Annotated in this window: 21 protein-coding genes and 1 tRNA gene; 8 read left to right on the forward strand and 14 right to left on the reverse strand. The window is 67.6% G+C overall.

What is annotated here, in order from left to right; all coding sequences use genetic code 11:
• Positions 1 to 25: 25 nt before the first annotated feature.
• Both upp and FOB72_RS02205 read right to left on the reverse strand, forming a co-directional pair.
• On the reverse strand, positions 26 to 676 hold the full coding sequence (upp, locus tag FOB72_RS02200; RefSeq protein ID WP_150371036.1) for a uracil phosphoribosyltransferase: 651 nt from the start codon (positions 674 to 676) through the stop codon (positions 26 to 28).
• 148 nt (positions 677 to 824) lie between these two features.
• Positions 825 to 1847: a Bug family tripartite tricarboxylate transporter substrate binding protein gene (locus tag FOB72_RS02205; protein WP_150371037.1), complete on the reverse strand. Its 1023-nt coding sequence runs from the start codon at positions 1845 to 1847 to the stop codon at positions 825 to 827.
• Positions 1848 to 2023: 176 nt separating this feature from the next.
• Between FOB72_RS02205 and FOB72_RS02210 the strand changes: the two genes are divergently transcribed.
• The 3 genes from FOB72_RS02210 to FOB72_RS02220 are packed head-to-tail and all read left to right on the forward strand — an operon-like array spanning position 2024 to position 4172.
• A complete protein-coding gene (locus FOB72_RS02210; protein ID WP_150371038.1) occupies positions 2024 to 2944 on the forward strand; it encodes a DMT family transporter in 921 nt (306 codons plus the stop codon).
• A 38-nt stretch (positions 2945 to 2982) separates the two neighbouring features.
• Complete coding sequence (locus FOB72_RS02215) at positions 2983 to 3771, forward strand: SDR family oxidoreductase (protein WP_150371039.1); 789 nt, start codon at positions 2983 to 2985, stop codon at positions 3769 to 3771.
• 17 nt (positions 3772 to 3788) lie between these two features.
• Positions 3789 to 4172 carry a methylglyoxal synthase gene (locus FOB72_RS02220; RefSeq protein ID WP_150371040.1) on the forward strand — a complete coding sequence of 128 codons (384 nt, stop codon included), beginning with the start codon at positions 3789 to 3791 and terminating at the stop codon, positions 4170 to 4172.
• Positions 4173 to 4215: 43 nt separating this feature from the next.
• Here FOB72_RS02220 and FOB72_RS02225 read toward each other — a convergent pair whose 3' ends face one another.
• The 6 genes from FOB72_RS02225 to FOB72_RS02250 form a co-directional block, all read right to left on the reverse strand.
• Positions 4216 to 4509 (reverse strand): YkvA family protein, encoded by a 294-nt coding sequence (locus FOB72_RS02225; RefSeq protein WP_121490629.1) that lies wholly within the window; start codon positions 4507 to 4509, stop codon positions 4216 to 4218.
• Positions 4510 to 4604: 95 nt separating this feature from the next.
• Positions 4605 to 5744, reverse strand: coding sequence for a BMP family ABC transporter substrate-binding protein (locus FOB72_RS02230; RefSeq protein WP_150371041.1), 1140 nt, complete (start codon positions 5742 to 5744; stop codon positions 4605 to 4607).
• A gap of 34 nt (positions 5745 to 5778) precedes the next feature.
• The gene (locus tag FOB72_RS02235) at positions 5779 to 6699 is read right to left on the reverse strand and encodes an ABC transporter permease (protein WP_150371042.1); all 921 of its coding nucleotides are present in this window, start codon (positions 6697 to 6699) and stop codon (positions 5779 to 5781) included.
• Between the two features lie 16 nt (positions 6700 to 6715).
• Entirely contained in the window at positions 6716 to 7810 is a 1095-nt protein-coding gene (locus FOB72_RS02240) for an ABC transporter permease (protein ID WP_150371043.1), read from the reverse strand.
• Positions 7803 to 9368, reverse strand: coding sequence for an ABC transporter ATP-binding protein (locus FOB72_RS02245; protein WP_150371044.1), 1566 nt, complete (start codon positions 9366 to 9368; stop codon positions 7803 to 7805). Before FOB72_RS02245 ends, FOB72_RS02240 begins: the two co-directional genes overlap by 8 nt.
• Positions 9369 to 9622: 254 nt before the next feature.
• Positions 9623 to 10549: a pirin family protein gene (locus FOB72_RS02250; RefSeq protein WP_150371045.1), complete on the reverse strand. Its 927-nt coding sequence runs from the start codon at positions 10547 to 10549 to the stop codon at positions 9623 to 9625.
• Positions 10550 to 11067: 518 nt separating this feature from the next.
• Between FOB72_RS02250 and FOB72_RS02255 the strand changes: the two genes are divergently transcribed.
• The 4 genes from FOB72_RS02255 to FOB72_RS02270 are packed head-to-tail and all read left to right on the forward strand — an operon-like array spanning position 11068 to position 14603.
• Positions 11068 to 11781, forward strand: coding sequence for an ABC transporter permease (locus tag FOB72_RS02255; protein WP_150371046.1), 714 nt, complete (start codon positions 11068 to 11070; stop codon positions 11779 to 11781).
• A 14-nt stretch (positions 11782 to 11795) separates the two neighbouring features.
• Entirely contained in the window at positions 11796 to 12782 is a 987-nt protein-coding gene (locus tag FOB72_RS02260) for a glycine betaine ABC transporter substrate-binding protein (protein WP_150371047.1), read from the forward strand.
• A 25-nt stretch (positions 12783 to 12807) separates the two neighbouring features.
• Positions 12808 to 13458, forward strand: a complete 651-nt coding sequence (locus FOB72_RS02265) for an ABC transporter permease (protein ID WP_150371048.1) — start codon at positions 12808 to 12810, stop codon at positions 13456 to 13458.
• Entirely contained in the window at positions 13455 to 14603 is a 1149-nt protein-coding gene (locus tag FOB72_RS02270) for a betaine/proline/choline family ABC transporter ATP-binding protein (RefSeq protein WP_150371049.1), read from the forward strand. Before FOB72_RS02265 ends, FOB72_RS02270 begins: the two co-directional genes overlap by 4 nt.
• 69 nt (positions 14604 to 14672) lie before the next feature.
• Here the strand turns inward: FOB72_RS02270 and FOB72_RS02275 are convergent, their stop codons facing one another.
• From FOB72_RS02275 to FOB72_RS02285, 3 genes are all read right to left on the reverse strand, one after another.
• Positions 14673 to 16250: an aldehyde dehydrogenase (NADP(+)) gene (locus tag FOB72_RS02275; protein ID WP_150371050.1), complete on the reverse strand. Its 1578-nt coding sequence runs from the start codon at positions 16248 to 16250 to the stop codon at positions 14673 to 14675.
• Positions 16251 to 16441: 191 nt separating this feature from the next.
• Complete coding sequence (locus tag FOB72_RS02280; protein WP_150371051.1) at positions 16442 to 17194, reverse strand: FadR/GntR family transcriptional regulator; 753 nt, start codon at positions 17192 to 17194, stop codon at positions 16442 to 16444.
• A 198-nt stretch (positions 17195 to 17392) separates the two neighbouring features.
• Positions 17393 to 17482, reverse strand: a tRNA-Ser gene (locus FOB72_RS02285).
• 242 nt (positions 17483 to 17724) lie between these two features.
• Between FOB72_RS02285 and FOB72_RS02290 the strand changes: the two genes are divergently transcribed.
• A complete protein-coding gene (locus tag FOB72_RS02290; protein WP_223851469.1) occupies positions 17725 to 18252 on the forward strand; it encodes a glycine zipper 2TM domain-containing protein in 528 nt (175 codons plus the stop codon).
• A 19-nt stretch (positions 18253 to 18271) separates the two neighbouring features.
• Here the strand turns inward: FOB72_RS02290 and hemW are convergent, their stop codons facing one another.
• The 3 genes from hemW to rph are packed head-to-tail and all read right to left on the reverse strand — an operon-like array spanning position 18272 to position 20855.
• Positions 18272 to 19510, reverse strand: a complete 1239-nt coding sequence (gene hemW, locus FOB72_RS02295; protein WP_150371053.1) for a radical SAM family heme chaperone HemW — start codon at positions 19508 to 19510, stop codon at positions 18272 to 18274.
• Entirely contained in the window at positions 19507 to 20121 is a 615-nt protein-coding gene (gene rdgB, locus FOB72_RS02300; protein WP_150371054.1) for an RdgB/HAM1 family non-canonical purine NTP pyrophosphatase, read from the reverse strand. Before rdgB ends, hemW begins: the two co-directional genes overlap by 4 nt.
• 17 nt (positions 20122 to 20138) lie before the next feature.
• Positions 20139 to 20855, reverse strand: a complete 717-nt coding sequence (rph, locus tag FOB72_RS02305) for a ribonuclease PH (protein WP_150371055.1) — start codon at positions 20853 to 20855, stop codon at positions 20139 to 20141.
• Between the last annotated feature and the right edge of the window lie 62 nt (positions 20856 to 20917).

Genomic DNA, 20917 nt, shown 5'->3' on the forward strand with positions numbered 1-20917 from the left:
GCCCGCGCGATGCGCCCGGTCGATGCTAGTTTTTCGTACCGAACAGACGGTCGCCGGCGTCGCCGAGGCCGGGCACGATGTAGGCGTGCGAGTCCAGGTGGCTGTCCAGCGATGCCACGAACAGCTTGACGCCCGGATGCGCTTTCTGGAAAACCTCCACGCCTTCCGGCGCGGCCACGAGCGCCACGAACGTGATGGCGTCATCCTTCACGCCCCGCTTCTTGAGCACGTCCACCGCATGCGCGGCCGAGTAGCCCGTGGCGACCATCGGATCGCAGAGGATGAAGCTGCGGTCCTCGAGATCGGGCAGGCGCACCAGATATTCCACGGGGCGGTGCTGCTCGTCGCGATACACGCCGATATGGCCGATACGCGCCGACGGCACCAGTTCCACGAGCCCGTCGCTCATGCCCACGCCCGCGCGCAGTACCGGGACGATCGTGAGCTTCTTGCCGGCGATGACCGGCGCTTCCAGCGGTGTCAGCGGCGTCTCGATATGGCGCGTGGTCAGCGGCAGGTCGCGCGTGATCTCGTATCCCATCAGCAGCGTGATCTCGCGCAGCAGTTCGCGGAACGTGCGCGTGGACGTTTCCTTGTCGCGCATGTGCGAGAGCTTGTGCTGGATCAGCGGGTGGTCGAGGATGAACAGGTTGGGGAAGCGCGGATCTTGTTTCATGCTGGCAGTCTGGAGTCCCGCCGAGGGGACTCGGCTAATGAGGAGCGGGCGCCGCGCGGCATGCCGGCGCGGACCCGATGCAGCGCGATTGTAATGGCATTGACCGCCGGACGGTCACAACCGCGCCACCGGACGCCCGGTCCACCGCTCAGTCCACGGTAATGGCGGCTTCCTTCGCGACCTTGCCAAAACGCTCGTACTCGGTCTGCGTCAGCGACTGCAGCTCGGCCGCGCTCGATCCCTTCGGATTGAAGCCCGCCGCCACCAGCTTGTCGCGCACGTCCGGCCGCGCCAGCGCCTCCACGAACGCGGCGTTGAGCGCCTGAACCACCGGCGCGGGAAGGTTCGCCGGCCCGTAGACGCCGAACCACGGCTCCACCGAGTAACCGGCCAGGCCCGCCTCGGCAAGCGTCGGCACGTTCGGCAGCGACGGCGAGCGCGTCTTGCCCGCCACCGCCAGCGCGCGCAGCTTGCCCGCCTGGATATGCGGCAGCGAGGCCGGCAGGTTGTCGAACATCACCTGCAGGTGGCCGCCGAGCATGTCGTTGATGGCCGGGCTGCTGCCCTTGTACGGCACGTGCACGAGCCCTGTCTGCGTCATCTGCGAGAACATCGCGCCGGCGAGGTGCATCGAGGTGCCGGTGCCGGCGGTCGCGTACGTCAGGCCCGGATGCGCCTTCGCGTAGGCGACCAGCTCGGGCACGGTCTTCACGGGCAGGCTCTCGCTGACCTCGAGCACGATGGTCGAGGTGCCCAGCAGGCTGATCGCCGTGAAGTCCTTGCGCGGGTCGAACGGCACATGCTTGTAGATATGCGGATTCAGCGCGTTGGTCGAGATCGCGCCGAAGCCGATCGTGTAGCCGTCGGCCGCGGCCTTGGCCACCGCGTCCATGCCGATATTGCCGCCCGCGCCAGGCCGGTTTTCGATGACCACCGGCTGGCCCAGCTTCTCGGCCACGCGCTGGCCCACCGTGCGTGCGACGAGGTCGGTGGTGCCGCCGGCCGCGTAGGGCACGACGAAGCGGATCGGCTTGGCCGGATAGGCGTCGGCGGCGCGCGCGGTCAGGACGGAGAAGGGCAGCGCGAGCGCGACGGGCAGGGCGAGGGCGGACTGGATCAGCGTGCGGCGGACGCGCGCGCGGCGGTGCGCCGGGCGAAGGGTGTACGGCATGACTCGAATGTCTCCTGGATAGTTGTCTTGGCGCCGGGCCGCGCTTGTGACGCGGGCCGGGCGCGAGCCATTGTAGGGGATCGGGCCGCCCTCGTGCTTGCGCCTTTTGACATACAATCGGCGGGTCCCGGCGCCCCGGCCTACCCGGCGCCGGCCCGCCTGACCGAACGCCGCCCGTGCCCGCTTCCCAGAAAACCCTTCCCCTCGATGTCCCCGCCGCGCAGCGCTATGGGCTGGCCGTCGCCGCCGTCGGCGCCGTGCTGTTCTCCGCCAAGGCGATCGTCGCCAAGCTCATGTACCGCTACAACGTGGATGCCGTCATGGTCATCACGCTGCGCATGCTGTTCGCGGTGCCGCTGTTCATGGCCATCGGCTGGTGGCAGGCGCGCAAGCTGCCCGCGCTGTCGTGGGCCGATCGCGGACGCGTGGTGTTCCTCGGCTTTATCGGCTATTACCTGTCGAGCTTCCTCGACTTCGTCGGCCTGCAATACATCACGGCGGGGCTCGAGCGGCTGATCCTGTTCCTCACGCCGTCGTTCGTGCTGCTGACCACCGCGTTCCTGTTCCGGCGGCCCATCCACGCGCGGCAGTGGATCTCGCTGCTGCTGGCCTATGCGGGCATCGTGCTCGTGTTCGCGCACGACCTCGACGTGAGCGGGTCGCAGGTCTGGCTCGGCGGCGGGCTGGTGCTCGGCAGTGCGTTGTCGTATGGTGTGTATCTGATTCTGAGCGGCGAGCTCGTGCAGCGCGTGGGATCGCTGCGGCTCGTCGCGTATGCGATGTGCGTATCCACCGCGTGCTGCGCGATCCAGTACGTGGTGCTGGGCCGGCCGCTGGCCGAACTGGCGCAGCCTGCGCCGGTCCTCTGGCTGTCCGTCGTGAATGCCGTGTTCTGCACCGTGCTGCCCGTCTCGATGACGATGGTCGCGGTGGCGCGCATCGGCGCGCCGATGGCCTCGCAGGCTGGCATGATCGGCCCGGTGTCCACGCTCGCGCTGGCGTTCTGGCTGCTCGGCGAGCCCGTCACCGGCGTGCAGCTTGCGGGGAGCGCGCTCGTGCTCGGCGGCATGTACCTGCTGTCCGCGCGCAAAGCCTGATTTGTTTCACCAGACAACACCCAACGGAGAGAGAAGACATGGATTTCGGATTGCGCGGTAAGCATGCGCTGGTGTGCGGCGCCAGCAAGGGTCTCGGCTTTGCGTGCGCGGACGCGCTCGCGGCGGAAGGCGTCGATGTGGTCATCGTCGCGCGCGGTGCCGAAGCACTGGAGAAGGCCGCGGCCGATCTGCGCGCGCGCCACGGCCGCCGCGTGATCGCGGTGGCGACCGACATCACCACGCCCGAGGGCCGCAAGCTGGCGCTCGACGCGGTGGCCAAGCTCGGACAGCTCGATATCCTCGTGAACAACGCCGGCGGCCCGCCCCCGGGCAACTTCCGCGACTGGGAGCGTGACGACTGGATCGCCGCGATCGACGCCAACATGCTGACGCCGATCGAACTGATCAAGGCGACCATCGACGGCATGATCGCGCGCAAGTGGGGCCGCGTGATCAATATCACGAGCGGTGCGGTCAAGGCGCCGATCGACGTGCTGGGCCTGTCCAATGGCGCGCGCTCGGGTTTGACGGGCTTTATCGCCGGCCTCTCGCGCGAAGTGGCGCAGCATGGCGTGACGATCAACAACCTGCTGCCGGGGCCGTTCAATACGGATCGCCTGTACAAGACGATGGAAGGCGCGGCCAAGAAGGCCAACCTGACCATCGACGAAGTGTCGGCGCGCCGTGCGGCCGCCAACCCGACCCGCCGCTTCGGCGAGCCGGCCGAGTTCGGCGCGGCCTGCGCCTTCCTGGCCAGCAAGCAGGCGGGCTTCATTACGGGCCAGAACCTGCTGCTCGACGGCGGCGCGTTCCCCGGGACCATGTGACGCAGGAGCGGAACGAGATGGCACGTCCACGTATCGCGCTGATCGCGCACGATCACAAGAAGGACGACATCGTGGCGTTCGCGGGGCGGCATCGCGCGTTCCTCGCGCAATGCGAATTGCTGGCCACCGGCACCACCGGCGGCCGCATTGCCGACGAGACGGGCCTGACCGTCACGCGCATGCTGTCGGGACCGTGGGGCGGCGATCTGCAGATCGGCGCGCAGCTGGCGGAAGGGCGCGTCACCGCGGTGATCTTCCTGCGCGACCCGATGACACCGCAGCCGCACGAGCCCGATATCAACGCGCTCGTGCGCGCGTGCGACGTGCACAACGTGCCGTGCGCGACGAACCTCGCCACCGCGGAGCTGCTGATCGCGCAGCTCTCGCAGGACAGTCACTGAGGGGAGCGGGGCCCAGCGCGGTATTAGCGCGGTATTAGCGGTATTAGCGCGGCCTGACCGTGGTGGCGGTCGCGCGCAGGCTGGCCTGCCGCAGGATGTGAGGCGGCAGGCGCTTCAGCATCAGATGAACGGCGAGCGGAATCAGTACCACGTCATCGACGATGCCGAGGCCCGCGACGAAGTCGGGAATCAGGTCGATCGGCGACACCGCATAGACCAGCAGCGCGATGGTCGCCGGACGCAGCCATACGGGCGCGTCAGGGTGCCGCAGCGCAAACCAGAGCATCCGCCCGTCGCGGCGGATCATGGTCCACAAGGCGGAAAAACGTTTCCACATGGAAGGGCCTCCTCGATCACGCGGACCGTGCAAAGCACACGGCCCAGGCAATTAGCTTGGGCCGTTCTTCACTGCTTCAAGTTCCGCGCGCGGTATCAACCCGGCACGTTGCCCTCCACGCCTTCCACATAGAATTTCACGTTATGCAGGAACGCGTCGTCGGCCGTCTGGCCCGCGGCAACCTGTTCCTTGCCGGCGTTGTCCTTGATCGGACCCTTCCAGATCGGTGCCGAGCCGTCGGCGATGCCCTTCTTGCGTTCTTCCACGAGCGCCTTGACGTCCGCCGGCACGACGGCGTTGAAGCCCTTGAGGTCGATCATGCCTTCCTTCAGGCCCCACCAGATCGTGCTGTTCTTCCACTGGTTCTTCAGCACGTCATCGACGACCTTCGTGTAGTACACGCCCCAGTCGATCACGGACGCCGCGAGGTGTGCCTTCTCGCCGAACTTGCTCATGTCGCTGTCCCAGCCGAACGCGTAGACGCCTTTCTCCTGCGCGGTCTGGACCACGGCCGCCGAGTCGGTGTTCTGCATCAGCATGTCCACGCCCTGGCCGATCAGCGTGGTCGCGGCCTCGCGTTCCTTGCCCGGATCGAACCACTTGTTGACCCACACCACCTTGACCGTCGCATTCGGATTCACGCTGCGCGCGCCGAGCGTGAACGCATCGATATTGCGGATGACCTCGGGAATGGGCACCGAAGCCACCACGCCCATCTTGCCGCTCTTGCTCATCTTGCCCGCGACCAGACCGGCGAGGTACGCACCCTCGTAGGTGCGGACGTCATATTGCGCGAGGTTGTCGGCGGTCTTGAAGCCCGTGGCGTGTTCGAACTTCACGTCCGGGAATTCCTTCGCCACCTTGAGCATGGACTCCTGATAGCCGAACGTGGTACCGAAGATCAGCTTGTTGCCCTGGCTGGCCAGATCGCGGAACACGCGCTCGGCGTCCGAAGCGGACTCGGGCACGTTCTCGACGAACGAGGTCTTCACCTTGTCGCCGAACTTCGCTTCCACCGCCTTGCGGCCGGCGTCGTGCGCATAGGTCCAGCCCGCATCGCCGACCGGGCCGATATAGACGAACGCAACCTTGAGCGGCTCGCCTGCCGCGGCAGCGGGGGCGGAAGCGGGACCCGCCGAGGCGGCCGGCGCTTCTTCCTTCTTGCCGCAGCCTGCAAGCGCGAGCACGGTGGTCGCCGCGAGGGCCGCCAGCGTCGTTCTGCGTGTGATCTTCATGATCTCTCCTTATGTGATGTTGTGATAAGACTTCTTATGCATTGCCAGGGCGGAACGGCTTGCCCAGCGATGCCGGCATGTTGAGACGGATCCAGGCCGGATTGCGCGAAATCAGTGCGAGCACGACGATCGTCGCGGCATAGGGCAGCATCGACAGGAACTGCGGCGCCACCGCGATGCCCACGCCCTGCAGATAGAACTGCAGGATCGTCACGCCGCCGAACAGCCACGCGCCGATCAGCACGCGGCCCGGACGCCAGGTCGCGAACGTCGTCAGCGCCAGCGCGATCCAGCCACGGCCCGCGACGAGGTTCTCCACCCACATCGGCGTGTAGACCAGCGACAGATACGCGCCCGCCAGTCCGCAGCAGGCGCCGCCGAACAGCAGCGCACCGAAGCGGATCCAGCGCACGGGATAGCCGAGCGCGTGCGCGGACTCGGGCGATTCGCCGATCGCGCGCAGCGTCAGGCCCGCGCGCGTCCGGAACAGGAACCACATGATGGCCGCGCACAGCAGCAGGCTGAAGTACACCATCCAGTGCTGCTGGAAGAACGCGGGGCCGATGAACGGGATGTCCGCGAGGCCGGGCACGGCCTTCGCCTGCGCGGGCATCGCGTAGCCGACGAAGCGCTGGCCCATGAACGCGGAGAGGCCCGTGCCGAAGATCGACAGCGCGAGGCCGGTGGCGACCTGATTGGTGGCGAGGACCAGCGCGAGCCACGAGAACAGCGTGGCCATCAGCATGCCGGCACCGGCGCCGGCGATAAAGCCGAGCATCGGCGACTGCGTCTGGTAGCCGACCATGAAACCGAAGGCCGCGGCCACGAGCATCATGCCCTCGGCGCCGAGGTTGAGCACGCCGGCGCGCTCGTTGACGAGCAGGCCCAGCGCGGCCAGCAGCAGCGGGGTACCGGCATTGATCGCGGTGGCGATCAGGGGAGCGAGTTGTTCCATGTTCTTGTGAACTCCCTCAGGCGGCCGTGGCGCGCCAGCGCAGGCGGTTGTCGATCAGCGTGTCGCACGCCAGCAGGAAGAACAGCAGCATGCCCTGGAACACCCAGCCGAGTGCCGAGGGCAGGCCGATGCGCGACTGCGCCATCTCGCCGCCGATATAGAACAGCGACATCACGATGCCGCCGAACACGGTGCCCACGGGATGCAGGCGGCCGACGAACGCGACGATGATGGCCGTGAATCCGTACCCCGGCGAGATCGATGGCAGCAGCTGGCCGATCGGCCCCGTTACCTCGAACGCGCCCGCGAGGCCCGCCGTGGCGCCCGAGATCAGCAGCGCGCTCCAGAGCGACCCGCGCGCGGAAAAACCCGCGTAGCGCGCGGCCGCCGGCGCGGTGCCGCCGACCTGGAGCCGGTAGCCCGCGAAGCTGCGGAACACGAACACGGTCATGATGGCCACGAGCACGAGCATCACCGCGAAGCCCGCGTGCAGGCGCGAGCCCGACAGCAGGTTCGGCAGCAGGAACTCGGACGAGAACACCTTGGACTGCGGAAAGTTCATGCCCTGCGGATCCTTGAGCGGACCGTTGACGACCCAGAGGATGAGCTGCTGCGCGATATACGTGAGCATCAGCGAGACGAGGATCTCGTTGGCATTGAAGCGGTCCCGCAGCAGCGCGGTGATCGCGGCCCACAGCATGCCGCCGATGATGCCGGCGAGCGACGCCAGCACGAGTACCGGCAGGCCGCCGATCGTATGACCGGGCACGTCGAAGTAGAGCACGGTGGCGCCGGCAAAGATGCCGCCGAGAATCAGCTGTCCATCCGCGCCGATATTCCAGACGTTGGCGCGATAGCAGACGGCCAGGCCGAGCGCGCACAGCACGAGCGGCACGGTCTTCAGCAGCACCTCGCCGATCGCGCGCTTGTCGCGCAGCGGATCGACGAGAAACACCTTCAGCGCGGACGCGGGATCCTTGCCGAGAGCCACGAACAGTAGCGCGCCAAACAGCAACGTGAGCGCGAGCGCGATAAACGGCGAGGCATAGGCCATCGCGCGCGAGGGCGTGCCACGCGGCACGAGCGACAACGGCAGGCGGAACTCAGCCATGGCTCACCTCCGCGTTGGCCTTGTCCCGCTCGGTCGCGGGCCCGCCGGGCCATAACCCGCTCATCCAGAGGCCCACCTGTTCGCGCGTGGCGGTCTCCACGTGCATCGACGGCGACAGATGGCCCTTGGCGATCACGTGCAGCCGGTCGCAGATCGCGAACAGTTCGTCGAGTTCTTCGGAGACGACCAGTACCGCGCAGCCCGTTGCCTTGAGCGCGAGCATCTCGTTATGGATCTGCGCGGCCGCGCCGACATCGACGCCCCACGTCGGCTGCGCGACGATCAGCACCTTCGGGCCCGAAGCAATCTCGCGTCCCACGATGAATTTCTGCAGGTTGCCGCCGGACAGGCTGCGCGCAAGCGCTTCCGGACCGTTGGCCTTGACGCGGAAACGCTGGATCACGGTGGCCGCGAGTCCCGCCGCGGCCTTGGGCGAGATCAGCCCGCCGCGCACGAACGGCGGCGACTGGTGCGACAGCAGCGTATTCGCGGCGAGGCTCATGCCGGGCACGGCGCCGCGGCCAAGGCGTTCTTCGGGCACGAAGGCGAGGCCCGCGCGGCGGCGTTCTCGCGCGCCGAGCCGGCCCACCGCGCGGCCGTCGATCTGCACCGCGCCGCCCGTTTGCCGTCCATCCTCCCCGGACAGGGCCGCGAGCAGCTCCTGCTGGCCGTTGCCGGACACGCCGGCGATACCGACGATCTCGCCGCCATGCACGTCGAGCGCAATGCGTTCCAGTGTGGTGCCGAAGGCGTGCGAGCGCGGGAGCGACAGGTCGCGAACGGTGAGCCGCAGCGGCCCGCGTTCGGCGGCCACGCGCGCTTCACGCGGGGGTTCGCCGCCGATCATCAGGCGGGAGAGGGACGCCGCGCTTTCTTCGCGCGGATCGCACACGCCCGTCACGCGGCCCATGCGCATGACGGTGGCGCGATGGCACAGCGCGCGAATCTCGTCGAGCTTGTGGCTGATGTACAGGATGCTCGTGCCCTCGGCCGCAAGCTGGCGCAGCGTGACGAACAGCGTCTCCACGGCCTGCGGGGTCAGCACCGAGGTCGGCTCGTCGAGGATCAGCAGCTGCGGATTGGCCAGCAGCGCGCGCACGATCTCCACGCGCTGCCGCTCGCCCACGGAGAGCGTGTGCACGTGGCGCTGCGGCTCGAGCGGCAGACCGTAGCGTTCCGCCGTCGTGCGGATGCGGGCGGCCAGCTGCTTCATGTTGCCGGCATCCCTGGGCGGCAGGCCCAGCGCGATGTTCTCGGTGACCGTGAGCGTGTCGAACAGCGAGAAATGCTGGAACACCATCGCGATGCCCAGGTTGCGCGCATCGTGCGGGCTGGCGATCGAGACCGGCGCCCCGTTGAAGTGCACCTCGCCGGCATCGGGCCTTACCGCGCCGAAGATGATCTTCATGAGGGTCGATTTCCCGGCGCCGTTTTCGCCGAGCACGGCATGGATCTCGCCGGGCGCGACGGACAGGCTGACGTCGTCGTTGGCGGTCACGCCGGGATAGCGCTTGGTGATGTGGGCAAGCGCCAGCCTGGGAGGGGTTTGTAATGTCACTGAGGCGGCTCGAATTGTTGTGGCAGCAACTTTCCTAGGTCAGAAACCTAGGGCCGGACACGCGCGCCATCATCATGGTTGACGTATGCCCAATATTTGCTCCGGATTATATAAGTGTGCAGGGGTCTGGCCGCGCGTTTTGCACGACTTGCCGCGCCCTGCAACGGCTGGCGGGAGGTTGCAAGTCGCATGCCGGAAACAAAAAAGGCCACGGCATTGCGCCGTGGCCTTGGGGAAAGCACGCAGGAGATACGTCAGCCGTGATTCTCGGCCGGGATCTTCGCGAAGCGGCCGTCGCGGTAGTCGGCCAGCGTCTGGTAGATCTGGTCCTGCGTGTTCATCACGAACGGGCCGTACTGCGCGATGGGCTCGTTCAGCGGTTGCCCCGCGATCAGCAGGAAGCGCGCTTCGGCGGTGGCGTGGATCACCACGCCGTCGCTCACGCCCGCATTGTCGAGCACGCCCATGCGTTGCGCTTCCACGACGGCCGCGTTCTCTCCATCGCCAACCGTGACCTCTCCGCGATACACGTAGAGGAACGCGTTGTGCCCCGCCGGCAGCGTCTGCGCAAAGCGCGCGCCGGCCGGCAGATGGACGTCGAGGTACAGCGGCTCGGTCACGGGCCGCGTGACGGCGCCCGCGATGCCATGCGACGACCCGGCGATCACCCGTACCGTGCCGCCCGCCGTGTCACCACCGGGCAGCGCGACGGTCGGGATATCGCGCGATGGCACGTCGCGGTACCACGGCGTGGTCATCTTGTCGGCGGCGGGCAGGTTCAGCCAGAGCTGGAAGCCTTCCATGCGGCCGTCTTCCTGCTCGGGCAGTTCCGAGTGCACGACGCCCGAGCCCGCGACCATCCATTGCGCGCCGCCATTCTCGAGCAGGCCTTCGTGGCCCGCACTGTCGCGATGGCGCATGCGGCCGGCCAGCATGTACGTGATGGTCTCGAAGCCGCGGTGCGGGTGGTCGGGGAAGCCGCCGATATAGTCGTCGCGGTTGTCCGTGCCGAATGCGTCGAGCATCAGGAACGGGTCCAGGCGGCGTTGCAGGTTCTGCGTGAGGACGCGGGTCAGCTTGACGCCGGCGCCGTCGGACGTGGCAATGCCGCGCACGACGCGATCGACCGTGCGCGAGCGCGTAACGGTCTCTGCGGCGGTGGCGGGGGTGCGGGTTTCCATGTCGTTCTCCGGTTGAGGTGCTTGCATACCCATGCAATGTAAGGGTTTGGCGGAAATCCGGTAGAGGCCTCAAGGGCAAAAGATTGTTCCGTTGGCGGAACGGGGCAGCAACGCGGCCCGGCGGGCGGGGGAATCCGGCCGTTCGACAGGATTGCAGAAATTGTGTAGAATAGCCGCCTGTTTGTCACACGTTGCGCAGAGATCGCAACAATCCCGATGGCCATCGAGGCCGGCGCACCGACCACAACCCCGTGTGCTGCCCGGCTTCTTGCGCCGCTACCGGAACGACCACGCCGCCCTGTGGCCGCTCCATCCAAAGAGGTGCTCCGCCCAAGACCCTGAGGCGAAGCCCCGATAGTCCGTCCGCCGGCGCCCATGCCGGTCATGGCGGCAATGCAATCTGACCCGGCTCCGGCGGACATGTCCGCCTCGGACCCATTGTTTTTCGCTGTCGTCGTGTGGCGCTCCGTGCTCATGGAGTGCCATGGACCACCTTTGGCTTCAAGGAAAAGGACCCCATGACCAGACAAGCCGCTCGCCTCGCATGGGGTGGGCTTATTGCCATTGCACTGGCCGGCCTGATCGCCTGGATCGGCCCGGACGTCATCGCCGCCCATCGCGATCGCCTGCTGTACGACCTTGCCGATCATCTGCGCCTCGTGGCGATCTCGATGGTGCTCGCGCTCGCCACGGGCATTCCCGCGGGCATCGCGCTCTCCCGGCCGTGCATGCGCCGCTGGGCGGACCGGCTGATGCAGGTCTTCAACATCGGCAACACGGTGCCGTCGCTGGCCGTGCTGGCCCTGGCGCTCGCGGTGCTCGGCATTGGCGAGCGTCCCGCGATCCTCGCGTTGTGGCTCGCGTCGCTGCTGCCGATCGTGCGCAATACGTACGAAGGGCTGCGCAACGTGTCGCCCGCGCTGCGCGAAGCCGCGCGCGGTATCGGCATGACGCCGCTGCAGCGCCTCGCGCGCGTCGAATTCCCGAACGCGCTGCCCGTGGTGCTCGCGGGCGTGCGCATCAGCCTGGTGATCAATGTCGGCACGGTGCCGCTGTCGTTCCTGATCGGCGCGAACAGCCTGGGCGAGCTGATCTTCCCGGGCATTTACCTGAACAACCAGTCGCTGCTGCTGCTTGGCGCCGCGGCCACCGCGCTGCTCGCGCTCGTGCTCGATGCGCTGTTCGCGTATGCGGGGCACGTGTATCTGCGTCGCCGCGGGCTGGCGAATTGAAGGAGTCGGTACTCATGGCATGGAATCCGGAAACGGAGCGCAAGGCGTTCTGGATCTTCGCGATCGTTGGAGCGATCTTCGCCGCGCTGCTGCTCGGCACCGCGCCGGCGCACGCGCAGGCGTCGCAGCCCGATGTGGGCACCAACGCGAACGCCGCCACAAACGCCGCCACAAACGCCACGCCCCTGCGCGTGGGCGGCAAGAACTTCACCGAGCAGCTGATCCTGTCCTCGATGACCACGCAGTACCTGCGCGCGAAGGGCTTCGGCGCCGAACTGACGTCGGGCCTCGGCAGCACGCTCATGCGGCAGGCGCTCGAGTCGGGGCAGCTCGACGTGGTGTGGGACTACACCGGTACCGCGCTGATCGTCTTCAACCACGTGGAAGAGAAGCTCGATGGCCCCGAGAGCTATGCGCGCGTGAAGGCGCTCGACGGCGAGAAGGGCCTCGTGTGGCTCGCGCCTTCGCGTATCAACAACACCTATGCGCTCGCCATGCCGCGCGCGCGGGCGGAGGCGGCCGGCGTGACCACGCTGTCGGCGCTTGCCGCGAAGATGCGCGCCGGCCCCGACGACAAGCATCCGTTCGCGGTGGATATGGAATTCGCGGCGCGCCCCGACGGGCTCGAGCCGCTCAAGGCCGCCTACCAGCTGCCCTTCACACGCAAGGATGTCATCCAGCTCGATCCGGGCCTCGTGTACACGGCGCTCAAGAACGATCAGGTGGAACTGGGCCTCGTCTACACGACCGATGGCCGCGTCAAGGGCTTCGACCTCGCGCTGCTCGAGGACGACCTGCATTTCTTCCCGCCCTACAACGCGGTGCCCGTGGTGCGCCGCGCGGTGCTCGACGCCCATCCGGAACTGGCGGGGCTGCTCGACGCGCTGTCGTCGAAGCTCGACAACGCCGCGATGACCGAGATGAACTATCAGGTCGATATCGGGCAGCAGCCCGTCGACAAGGTGGCCGGGGATTTCCTGCGCGCCAACGGCCTGATCTGACGTGACGACGTGACATGAGGAACCCATGGACCTGATTGCCTACCTTCAACACAGCTGGCCCACGCTGCTGCGGCTCACGGCGCAGCATCTCGCGCTCGTCGGTGCCGCCGTGACGCTGGCCATCGTGATCGGCGTGCCGCTCGGCATCCTGATCACGCGCCATCGCTGGCTCGCCACGCCGCTGCTCGCGCTGGCCACCATCGTGCTCACGCTGCCTTCCATCGCGCTGTTCGGGCTGATGATCCCGATCTTCGCGCGCTTCGGCCACGCGCTCGGTTATCTGCCGGCCGTGACCGCCGTGTTCCTGTACTCGCTGCTGCCGATCATGCGCAATACGTACACCGCGCTCGTCAATGTCGACGCCGGCATTCAGGAGGCGGGCCGCGGTATCGGCATGACGACGTGGCAGCGCATGCGCCTCGTCGATCTGCCGCTCGCGGTGCCCGTGATCCTCGGCGGCGTGCGCACGGCCGTGGTGATGAACATCGGCGTGACGACGATCGCCGCGCTGATCGGCGCGGGCGGCCTCGGCGTGCTGATCCTCCAGGCCATCAGCCAGAGCAACATGAGCAAGCTTGCGGTCGGCGCGGCGCTCGTGAGCGTGCTCGCCATCGTCGCCGACCTGTGCCTGCAGCGCCTGCAGCGCGCGCTGACACCGAAAGGAATCCGACTATGATCGAACTCGACAAACTCACCAAGACATTCGTGCAGAAGGACGGCACGCGCTCCAATGCCGTGGATGCCGTCTCGCTCGAGGTCCCGCGCGGGGAAATCTGTGTATTCCTCGGTCCGTCCGGCTGCGGCAAGACCACCACGCTCAAGATGATCAACCGGCTGATCGAGCCGACGTCGGGCACCGTGCGCATCGATGGCGAGGATACCGCCGCGATCGACGGCGTGGCGCTGCGTCGCAAGATCGGCTACGTGATCCAGCAGATCGGGTTGTTCCCGAACATGACCATCGAGGAAAACATCATGGTCGTGCCGCGCCTGCTGGGCTGGGACAAGCGCCGCAGCCGCGAGCGCGCGCGCGAGCTCATGGCCATGGTGCAGCTCGACCCGGACCGCATGCTTGGCCGCTATCCGCGCGAGCTGTCGGGCGGCCAGCAGCAGCGTATCGGCGTGATCCGCGCGCTCGCGGCCGATGCACCCGTGCTGCTGATGGACGAGCCGTTCGGCGCGGTGGATCCGATCAACCGCGAGAGCATCCAGAACGAGTTCTTCCAGATGCAGCGGCAACTTGGCAAGACCGTGATCATGGTGTCGCACGATATCGACGAAGCGATCAAGCTTGGCGACAAGGTTGCCGTGTTCCGTCGCGGCCAGCTCGTGCAGTTCGATCATCCGGACGCGCTGCTTGCGCATCCCGCGGACGATTTCGTGCAGGCGTTCGTGGGCCACGACAACACGCTCAAGCGCCTGCTGCTGGTGCGCGCGGGCGATGCGGCCACGATGCCGCCGAGCGCGGCACCGGGCACCACGCTCGCGCAGGCGTTCGGCGTGATGGACGACGCCGACGTGCGGCATCTGCCGGTGGTCGATGAGGCGGGCAGGGCGGTGGGATATGTCTCGCGGCGCGACGCGCGCGCGGGCATGACCGGCGGCGGGACCTGTGCGGAGGTGCTGCGGCCGTTCGCGGCAACGGCCGCGTTCGACGAGCATCTGCGCATCGTGCTGTCGCGCATGTATCAGCACAACACGAGCTGGCTGCCGGTGGTGGATGCCGATGGCACGTACCTCGGCGAGGTCACGCAGGAGTCGATTGCCGACTACCTGAGCTCGGGCAAGTCGCGCGGCGCAAAGCTGGCGATGGCCGCATGATGCAAAAAGCCCCGCTTCCGTGAGGAAGCGGGGCTTCGAGGCGTCGCGCTAGGGCCCGCCGAGGGTCGCTTATGCGTGACCCAGTTCGCCATCCTTCAGGCGCCACAGGTTCAGCGGATTGCCATCCTTCACGGCTTCCGGCAGCAGGTCGGCCGGCACGTTCTGATAGCAGACCGGACGCAGGAAGCGATCGATCGCGGTGGTGCCCACCGAGGTCGTGCGCGTGTCCGACGTGGCCGGGAACGGGCCGCCGTGAACCATCGCGAAGCACACTTCCACACCGGTCGGATAGCCGTTGAACAGGATACGGCCCGCCTTGCGCTCGAGCGTGGGCAGCAGGCGGGCGGCCAGGGCGTGGTCGCCGGCGTCGGCCTGCACCGTCACGGTCAGCTGACCCTCGACGGCACGCGCCACGGCGACGAGGTCGTCGGCGTTACGGCAGGTCACGAGCACGGTCGACGGACCGAACACTTCGGCGTGCATGCGCTCGTCGGCCAGGAACTGCTGGGCCGATGCTTCGAAGAACGCCGGACGCGCCTGGTTCGGGCCCGTGGCCTCGAGGCCGCAGCCGACCTGCGACAGGCCGTTGATATCGGCCAGCTTGGCCACACCCTTCTCGAATGCGCCGTGAATACCCGGGGTCAGCATCGTCGCGGCGGGCTTGCCGCCGATCGCCGCGGTGGCCGCCGCGCGGAACTTGTCCAGTGCCGGGCCTTCGATCGCGAGCAGCAGGCCGGGGTTCGTGCAGAACTGACCCACACCCATGACCAGCGAATCCACGAGATCCTTCGCGATCGACTCGCCACGCGCGGCCAGTGCTTCGGGCAGCAGGAACACGGGGTTGATGCTGCTCATCTCGGCGTAGACCGGAATCGGCTGCGGACGGTTGTTGGCGACCTGCGTCAGGGCGAGGCCGCCGACGCGCGAGCCCGTGAAACCCACGGCCTGGATGGCCGGGTGTGCGACGAGCGCGGTGCCGACCGCGATGCTCGCGCCGCCGACCATCGAGAACACGCCTTCGGGCAGGCCCGCGTCCGCCACGGCCTTCTGGATCGCGCGGCCCACGAGTTCGGACGTGCCCGGATGCGCCGGGTGCGCCTTCACGACGACGGGGCAGCCCGCGGCCAGCGCGGAAGCGGTATCGCCGCCGGCCACCGAGAAGGCCAGCGGGAAGTTGCTGGCGCCGAACACGGCCACGGGGCCGATCGCGATCTTCTGCATGCGCAGGTCCGGACGCGGCGGCGTACGCTCGGGCAGCGCGCTGTCGAGCGTGGCGTTCTGCCAGCGGCCGTCACGCAGCAGGCGTGCGAACAGGCGCAGCTGGCCCGTCGTGCGGCCACGCTCGCCGGTCAGGCGCGCCAGCGGCAGCGCGGTCTCGGCATTGGCGCGCTGGAGCAGTTCGTCGCCCACCGCCTCGATGTTGTCGGCGATCAGCTCGAGAAACTTGGCGCGTTGTTCCGGCGACGTCGCGCGGAACGTGTCGAACGCGGCTTCGGCCAGCGTGCAGGCGCGGTCCACCTCGGCGGTGCCGCCACCATGGAACGTCGGGGTCAGCGCCTCGCCGGTGGCCGGGTTGATGGCTTGGAACGTGTCTGCGGTGCCGCGCACTGCGCTGGCGCCGATCAGCAATTCGCCGGTAATCGTCATGATGGGAAGTCCTGCTGGAAAGAAGGGGAGGAAATCGGAAGCGTTCCGCGTGGGAGGCAAGCATACAGGCGCATGCGGCGCGCCCCGGGAAAATCAGCTTTGCATTATCGACATGGGACGGTCGTCATAGGACATCATATGACATGGCGGGCCGGATCGCAACCGCGCGGCCGGGGCCGCGCCGCGCGCATTCAGGCGCCCGTCCCGGCGGCCATCGACGACGCCTTGCGCAGCCGCTCGCGGCTGTTGGTAAGGTGCATGCGCATCGCGGCCTTGGCCGCCTCGGGATCGCGCCGCTCGATGGCATCGTAGATGCTCTCGTGCTCGAAATTGACGCGCTCCAGATACTGCTCGCGCTCCGGCGTATTCACCTGCAGCCGGCTGCGCGGGATCACCATGGTACCCAGATGGCCCATGATGTCCGTGAAATAGCGATTGCCGGTCGCGCGTGCGATCGACAGATGGAATTCGAAGTCCGAGCGCACCGCATCGTTGCCCGCGGCCGCATTGCGCTTGAGTTCGTCGAGCGCGCGGCGCATCGCGTCCAGATGCTCGTCGGTACGGCGCGACGCAGCCAGGCTCGCGGCCTCGGCCTCGAGGCTCACGCGGAACTCGAGCATCGCGAGCACGTCCATCGCGGTGATCATCGCGGACGGATCGATGCGGAACGGCGAGTGGGTTTCGGCCGCACGCGCCAGCACGAACGTGCCGATGCCGTGACGGGTCTCGACCATGCCGCTCGCCTGCAGCCGCGACAGCGCCTCGCGCACCACGGTGCGACTCACGCCCAGCGTCGCCATGATCTCGGATTCGGTCGGCAGCTTGTCGCCGGGTTTGAGCTGGCCCTGCTGGATGCTTTCCGAGAGATTGCCGACCACTTCCTCGGCGAGCGTGCGGCCGCGGCGGCGCAGCGGTGCGGGAGGGGCGATCGTGGCGTTGGACATGATATTCAGCGGAGATTCGGCGGAGATTCGACGAAAGCGGGCGTTCAGACGGCGGAGACGACGCTTCATTATACGTTGTCATAGGTCATACGACGACCGATAACGCACACCTAGCGTATGCGCGATCTTGCCGGTTGGCAAGGATTATGGCAACGGTGGGACGACTCGGGAAATGCCGGAAGACAGGTGGCGGAAGGCTGGCGGAAGCGGTGAGATTCGAACTCACGGATGGGTCACCCCATCGGCAGTTTTCAAGACTGCTGCCTTAAACCACTCGGCCACGCTTCCATCGGGACTGCAGAGAAGAGCGCGCATTATACAAGCATGCGCATGAATAAAACGACGCTTCCGCCGTGTCAGTCTCCGTCGGACAGCGCGGAACCTTGTGGTGTGCGAAGGTCTCTTACCCGACGTGGACCCCTGAGTGGGTTACGCATCGATCAATGACAGAGGAGGGATCCCTTATGCGCACTTCCAACAAGACCCATCGACACGGCGCCTATCGGCATGGCGCCATCATCGCCACCGTCATGGCCGCCGCCGCGCTCGCCGGCTGTGCCCAGCCGGGCGGCTACGGCAACTCGGCCTACAACGCGCCGCCCCCGCCGGGATACAACCAGCCTGGCTACAACCAGCCCGGCTATAACCAGCCCGGCTATGGCCAGCAGCCCGGCTACCAGCAACAGGGACCGGCGACCTATCAGGCCCCCGCGGGCTCCGTGTTCACGGGCCGCGTGGAGTCGATCGAGCCGATCACGACCGAACAGAACAGCTCGGGCATTCTCGGCACCGTGATCGGCGGTGCGGCCGGCGGTCTGCTGGGCAACCAGATCGGCGGCGGACGCGGGCGTACCGCGGCCACCATCGGCGGTGCCGTGGTGGGTGCCGTCGCCGGCAATCAGGTGGAGAAGCGCACGGGCAGCAATACGAGCACCGTGTATCGCGTTAACGTGCGTCTGGACGATGGCCGCATGGCCAGCGTGACGCAGCGCGACGTCGGCGCACTGCGCATCGGCGATCGCGCGCGCGTGGCCAACGACATGGCCATGCCTTACTGACCGTCGGCGCCCGGACGGCCTACAGGAACATCTCCTGCAGGTCGTTCAGGAAGCGCCGTCCCAGCTCGGTCGGGCGGATCGTCGTCAGGTCCGCCTCGAGCAGTCCCTTCTTCTCCGCCGCCGCCAGTTGCTTGCTGATGGCATGCAGCGGCAATCCCGTGCAGTCGTGGAAGCTCGATGCGGGCACACCGTCGGTGAGCCGCAGCGCATTGAGCATGAACTCGAACGGCAGTTCCTTCGCGTCGACGTCGCGCGATTCCTGCACGGCCTCGCCCGCGAGCGCCTTCTCCATATACGTGGCCGGATGCTTGTAGCGCATCTGCCGCAGCACGCGATGCGGAAACGACAGCTTGCCGTGCGCGCCCGCGCCAATGCCGAGGTAATCCCCGAAACGCCAGTAGTTGAGGTTATGCCGCGCCTCGCGATGCGGCTGCGCATACGCCGACGTCTCGTAGTGGCGGAAGCCGGCCTGCGCCGTGCGCGCCTCGATCAGGTCCTGCATCTCGTACGCGATGTCCTCGTCCGGCAGCGCGGGCGGATATTTCGCGAACAGCGTATTCGGCTCAAGCGTCAGGTGGTACATCGACAGATGCGTGGTGCCGTAGCCCAGCGCCGACTCGAGGTCGTGCAGGCACTCGTCCAGCGTCTGCTGCGGCAGCGCGTACATCAGGTCCAGATTGACGTTGTCGAAGTGCCGCAACGCGATCTCGATCGCCGCGCGGGCTTCGCGCTCGCCATGAATGCGGCCCAGCGCCTGCAGATGCCGGTCGCTGAAGCTCTGAATGCCGATCGACAGCCGGTTGATGCCGCTCGCGCGGAAGCTCGCGAAGCGCTCGGCCTCGAACGTGCCGGGGTTCGCTTCCATCGTGATCTCGGCGTCCGCGTCCAGCGGCAGCAGCGCGCGGATATCGGACAGCAGGCGGTCCATGCCGGCCGCCGACAGCAGGCTCGGCGTGCCGCCGCCGATAAACACCGTATGCACGGGGCGGCCCCAAACGAGCGGCAGCGATTGCTCGAGGTCCGCGCGCAGCGCGTCGAGGTACATCGCCTCGGGAATCTCGTGCGTGCCGCCCGGTGCCGCGTGCGAATTGAAATCGCAGTACGGGCACTTGCGCACGCACCAGGGGATATGCACGTACAGCGACAGCGGCGGCGACCCCGGCAGGGCGATCTGCCCGGGCTTGAGCCACAGCTGCTGATTGTCGGCGGGGGAGAGCGTCGCGGGCTTGGCGCTGCCAGCGGGAACGATCGGAATCATGTACCGATCCGCATGCCGTGCGTCTGCAGGCGGGCCACCAGCCCCTGCAGCGCCAGCGCGCGATGGCTGACGGTGTTCTTCTCTTCCGCGCTGAGTTCGGCGGCGGTCCTGCCGATGCCGGGCAGCATGAAGTGCGGGTCGTAACCGAAGCCGCCGCTGCCGCGCGGCGCATCCACGACCTCGCCGGCCCACGTGCCTTCCGCGATCAGCGGACGCGGGTCGTCGGCATGCCGCACGAGGACCAGCACGCAGTAGTACTGCGCGCGGCGGTTGAGCTTGCCCGCCAGTTGCGAAATCAGGTGCGCGTTGTTGGCCGCGTCCGACTTGGGTTTGCCCACGCATTGCGCGTAGCGTGCCGAGTAGACGCCCGGCGCGCCGTCGAGCGCATCGACGCAGATGCCCGAGTCGTCCGCCAGCGCGGGCATCCCGGCCAGGCGGCTGGCATGGCGCGCCTTGGCCAGCGCGTTCTCGATGAACGTCGCATGCGGTTCCTCGGCCTCGGGAATGCCGAGCTCGCCCTGCGGCACCACGTCGAAGCCGAACGGCGCGAGCAGGGCGCCGAACTCGCGAAGCTTGCCGGCGTTGTTCGAAGCGAGGACCAGACGTTGCATGTTGCCTCCCACGCGTTTCAGAGTCCCAGCGCCTGGCGCTGATGGCGGACCAGTTCGGCGATGCCGGCTTCCGCGAGCCGCGTCATCGCATCGAGATCGGCACGCACGAACGGCGCGCCTTCGGCCGTGCCCTGGACCTCGACGAAACCGCCGCTGCCGGTCATGACCACGTTCATGTCGGTATCGCAGGTGCTGTCCTCAGCGTAGTCGAGGTCCAGCACGGGCATGCCATCGACCATGCCGACCGACACCGCCGCCACGAAGTCGCGGATCGGGCTCGCGGCGATCTGGCCGGCGGCCAGCATCTTGCTCACGGCGTCGTGCGCGGCCACGAACGCGCCGGTAATGGCGGCCGTGCGTGTGCCGCCATCGGCCTGCAGCACGTCGCAATCGAGGTGGATGGTGTACTCGCCGAGCGCGGCGAGGTCGAACACGGAGCGCATCGCGCGGCCGATCAGGCGCTGGATCTCCTGCGTGCGGCCGGTCTGCTTGCCGCGCGCGGCCTCGCGGTCCGAGCGCGTGTGCGTGGCGCGGGGCAGCATGCCGTACTCGGCGGTGACCCAGCCTTCGCCGGAGCCCTTCTTGTGCGGCGGCACCTTGGCGAGCACGCTGGCCGTGCACAGGACCTTGGTATCGCCAAAGGCACACAGCACGGCGCCTTCGGCGTGGCGCGTGTAATGACGGGTCAGGGTGACAGGTCGCAGCGCATCGGCTGCGCGGCCGCTCGGTCGCATGGGGGAGTCTTTCGTGGAATCGATTGAGACCGCGATTCTAACGCCGCCCGGGTATGCGTGCT

Origin of the sequence: Cupriavidus pauculus, assembly GCF_008693385.1 — a bacterium.
Classification (GTDB): Bacteria; Pseudomonadota; Gammaproteobacteria; order Burkholderiales; family Burkholderiaceae; genus Cupriavidus; species Cupriavidus pauculus_D.

What these genes read in the sequence shown, in the direction of transcription:
- upp (WP_150371036.1), bottom strand. Translation starts at nt 676, where the DNA reads ATGAAACAAGATCCGCGCTTCCCCAACCTGTTCATCCTCGACCACCCG.
- FOB72_RS02205 (WP_150371037.1), bottom strand. Translation starts at nt 1,847, where the DNA reads ATGCCGTACACCCTTCGCCCGGCGCACCGCCGCGCGCGCGTCCGCCGC.
- FOB72_RS02215 (WP_150371039.1), top strand. Translation starts at nt 2,983, where the DNA reads ATGGATTTCGGATTGCGCGGTAAGCATGCGCTGGTGTGCGGCGCCAGC.
- FOB72_RS02220 (WP_150371040.1), top strand. Translation starts at nt 3,789, where the DNA reads ATGGCACGTCCACGTATCGCGCTGATCGCGCACGATCACAAGAAGGAC.
- FOB72_RS02225 (WP_121490629.1), bottom strand. Translation starts at nt 4,509, where the DNA reads ATGTGGAAACGTTTTTCCGCCTTGTGGACCATGATCCGCCGCGACGGG.
- FOB72_RS02230 (WP_150371041.1), bottom strand. Translation starts at nt 5,744, where the DNA reads ATGAAGATCACACGCAGAACGACGCTGGCGGCCCTCGCGGCGACCACC.
- FOB72_RS02235 (WP_150371042.1), bottom strand. Translation starts at nt 6,699, where the DNA reads ATGGAACAACTCGCTCCCCTGATCGCCACCGCGATCAATGCCGGTACC.
- FOB72_RS02240 (WP_150371043.1), bottom strand. Translation starts at nt 7,810, where the DNA reads ATGGCTGAGTTCCGCCTGCCGTTGTCGCTCGTGCCGCGTGGCACGCCC.
- FOB72_RS02250 (WP_150371045.1), bottom strand. Translation starts at nt 10,549, where the DNA reads ATGGAAACCCGCACCCCCGCCACCGCCGCAGAGACCGTTACGCGCTCG.
- FOB72_RS02255 (WP_150371046.1), top strand. Translation starts at nt 11,068, where the DNA reads ATGACCAGACAAGCCGCTCGCCTCGCATGGGGTGGGCTTATTGCCATT.
- FOB72_RS02260 (WP_150371047.1), top strand. Translation starts at nt 11,796, where the DNA reads ATGGCATGGAATCCGGAAACGGAGCGCAAGGCGTTCTGGATCTTCGCG.
- FOB72_RS02265 (WP_150371048.1), top strand. Translation starts at nt 12,808, where the DNA reads ATGGACCTGATTGCCTACCTTCAACACAGCTGGCCCACGCTGCTGCGG.
- FOB72_RS02270 (WP_150371049.1), top strand. Translation starts at nt 13,455, where the DNA reads ATGATCGAACTCGACAAACTCACCAAGACATTCGTGCAGAAGGACGGC.
- FOB72_RS02275 (WP_150371050.1), bottom strand. Translation starts at nt 16,250, where the DNA reads ATGACGATTACCGGCGAATTGCTGATCGGCGCCAGCGCAGTGCGCGGC.
- FOB72_RS02280 (WP_150371051.1), bottom strand. Translation starts at nt 17,194, where the DNA reads ATGTCCAACGCCACGATCGCCCCTCCCGCACCGCTGCGCCGCCGCGGC.
- FOB72_RS02290 (WP_223851469.1), top strand. Translation starts at nt 17,725, where the DNA reads ATGGCCGCCGCCGCGCTCGCCGGCTGTGCCCAGCCGGGCGGCTACGGC.
- hemW (WP_150371053.1), bottom strand. Translation starts at nt 19,510, where the DNA reads ATGATTCCGATCGTTCCCGCTGGCAGCGCCAAGCCCGCGACGCTCTCC.
- rdgB (WP_150371054.1), bottom strand. Translation starts at nt 20,121, where the DNA reads ATGCAACGTCTGGTCCTCGCTTCGAACAACGCCGGCAAGCTTCGCGAG.
- rph (WP_150371055.1), bottom strand. Translation starts at nt 20,855, where the DNA reads ATGCGACCGAGCGGCCGCGCAGCCGATGCGCTGCGACCTGTCACCCTG.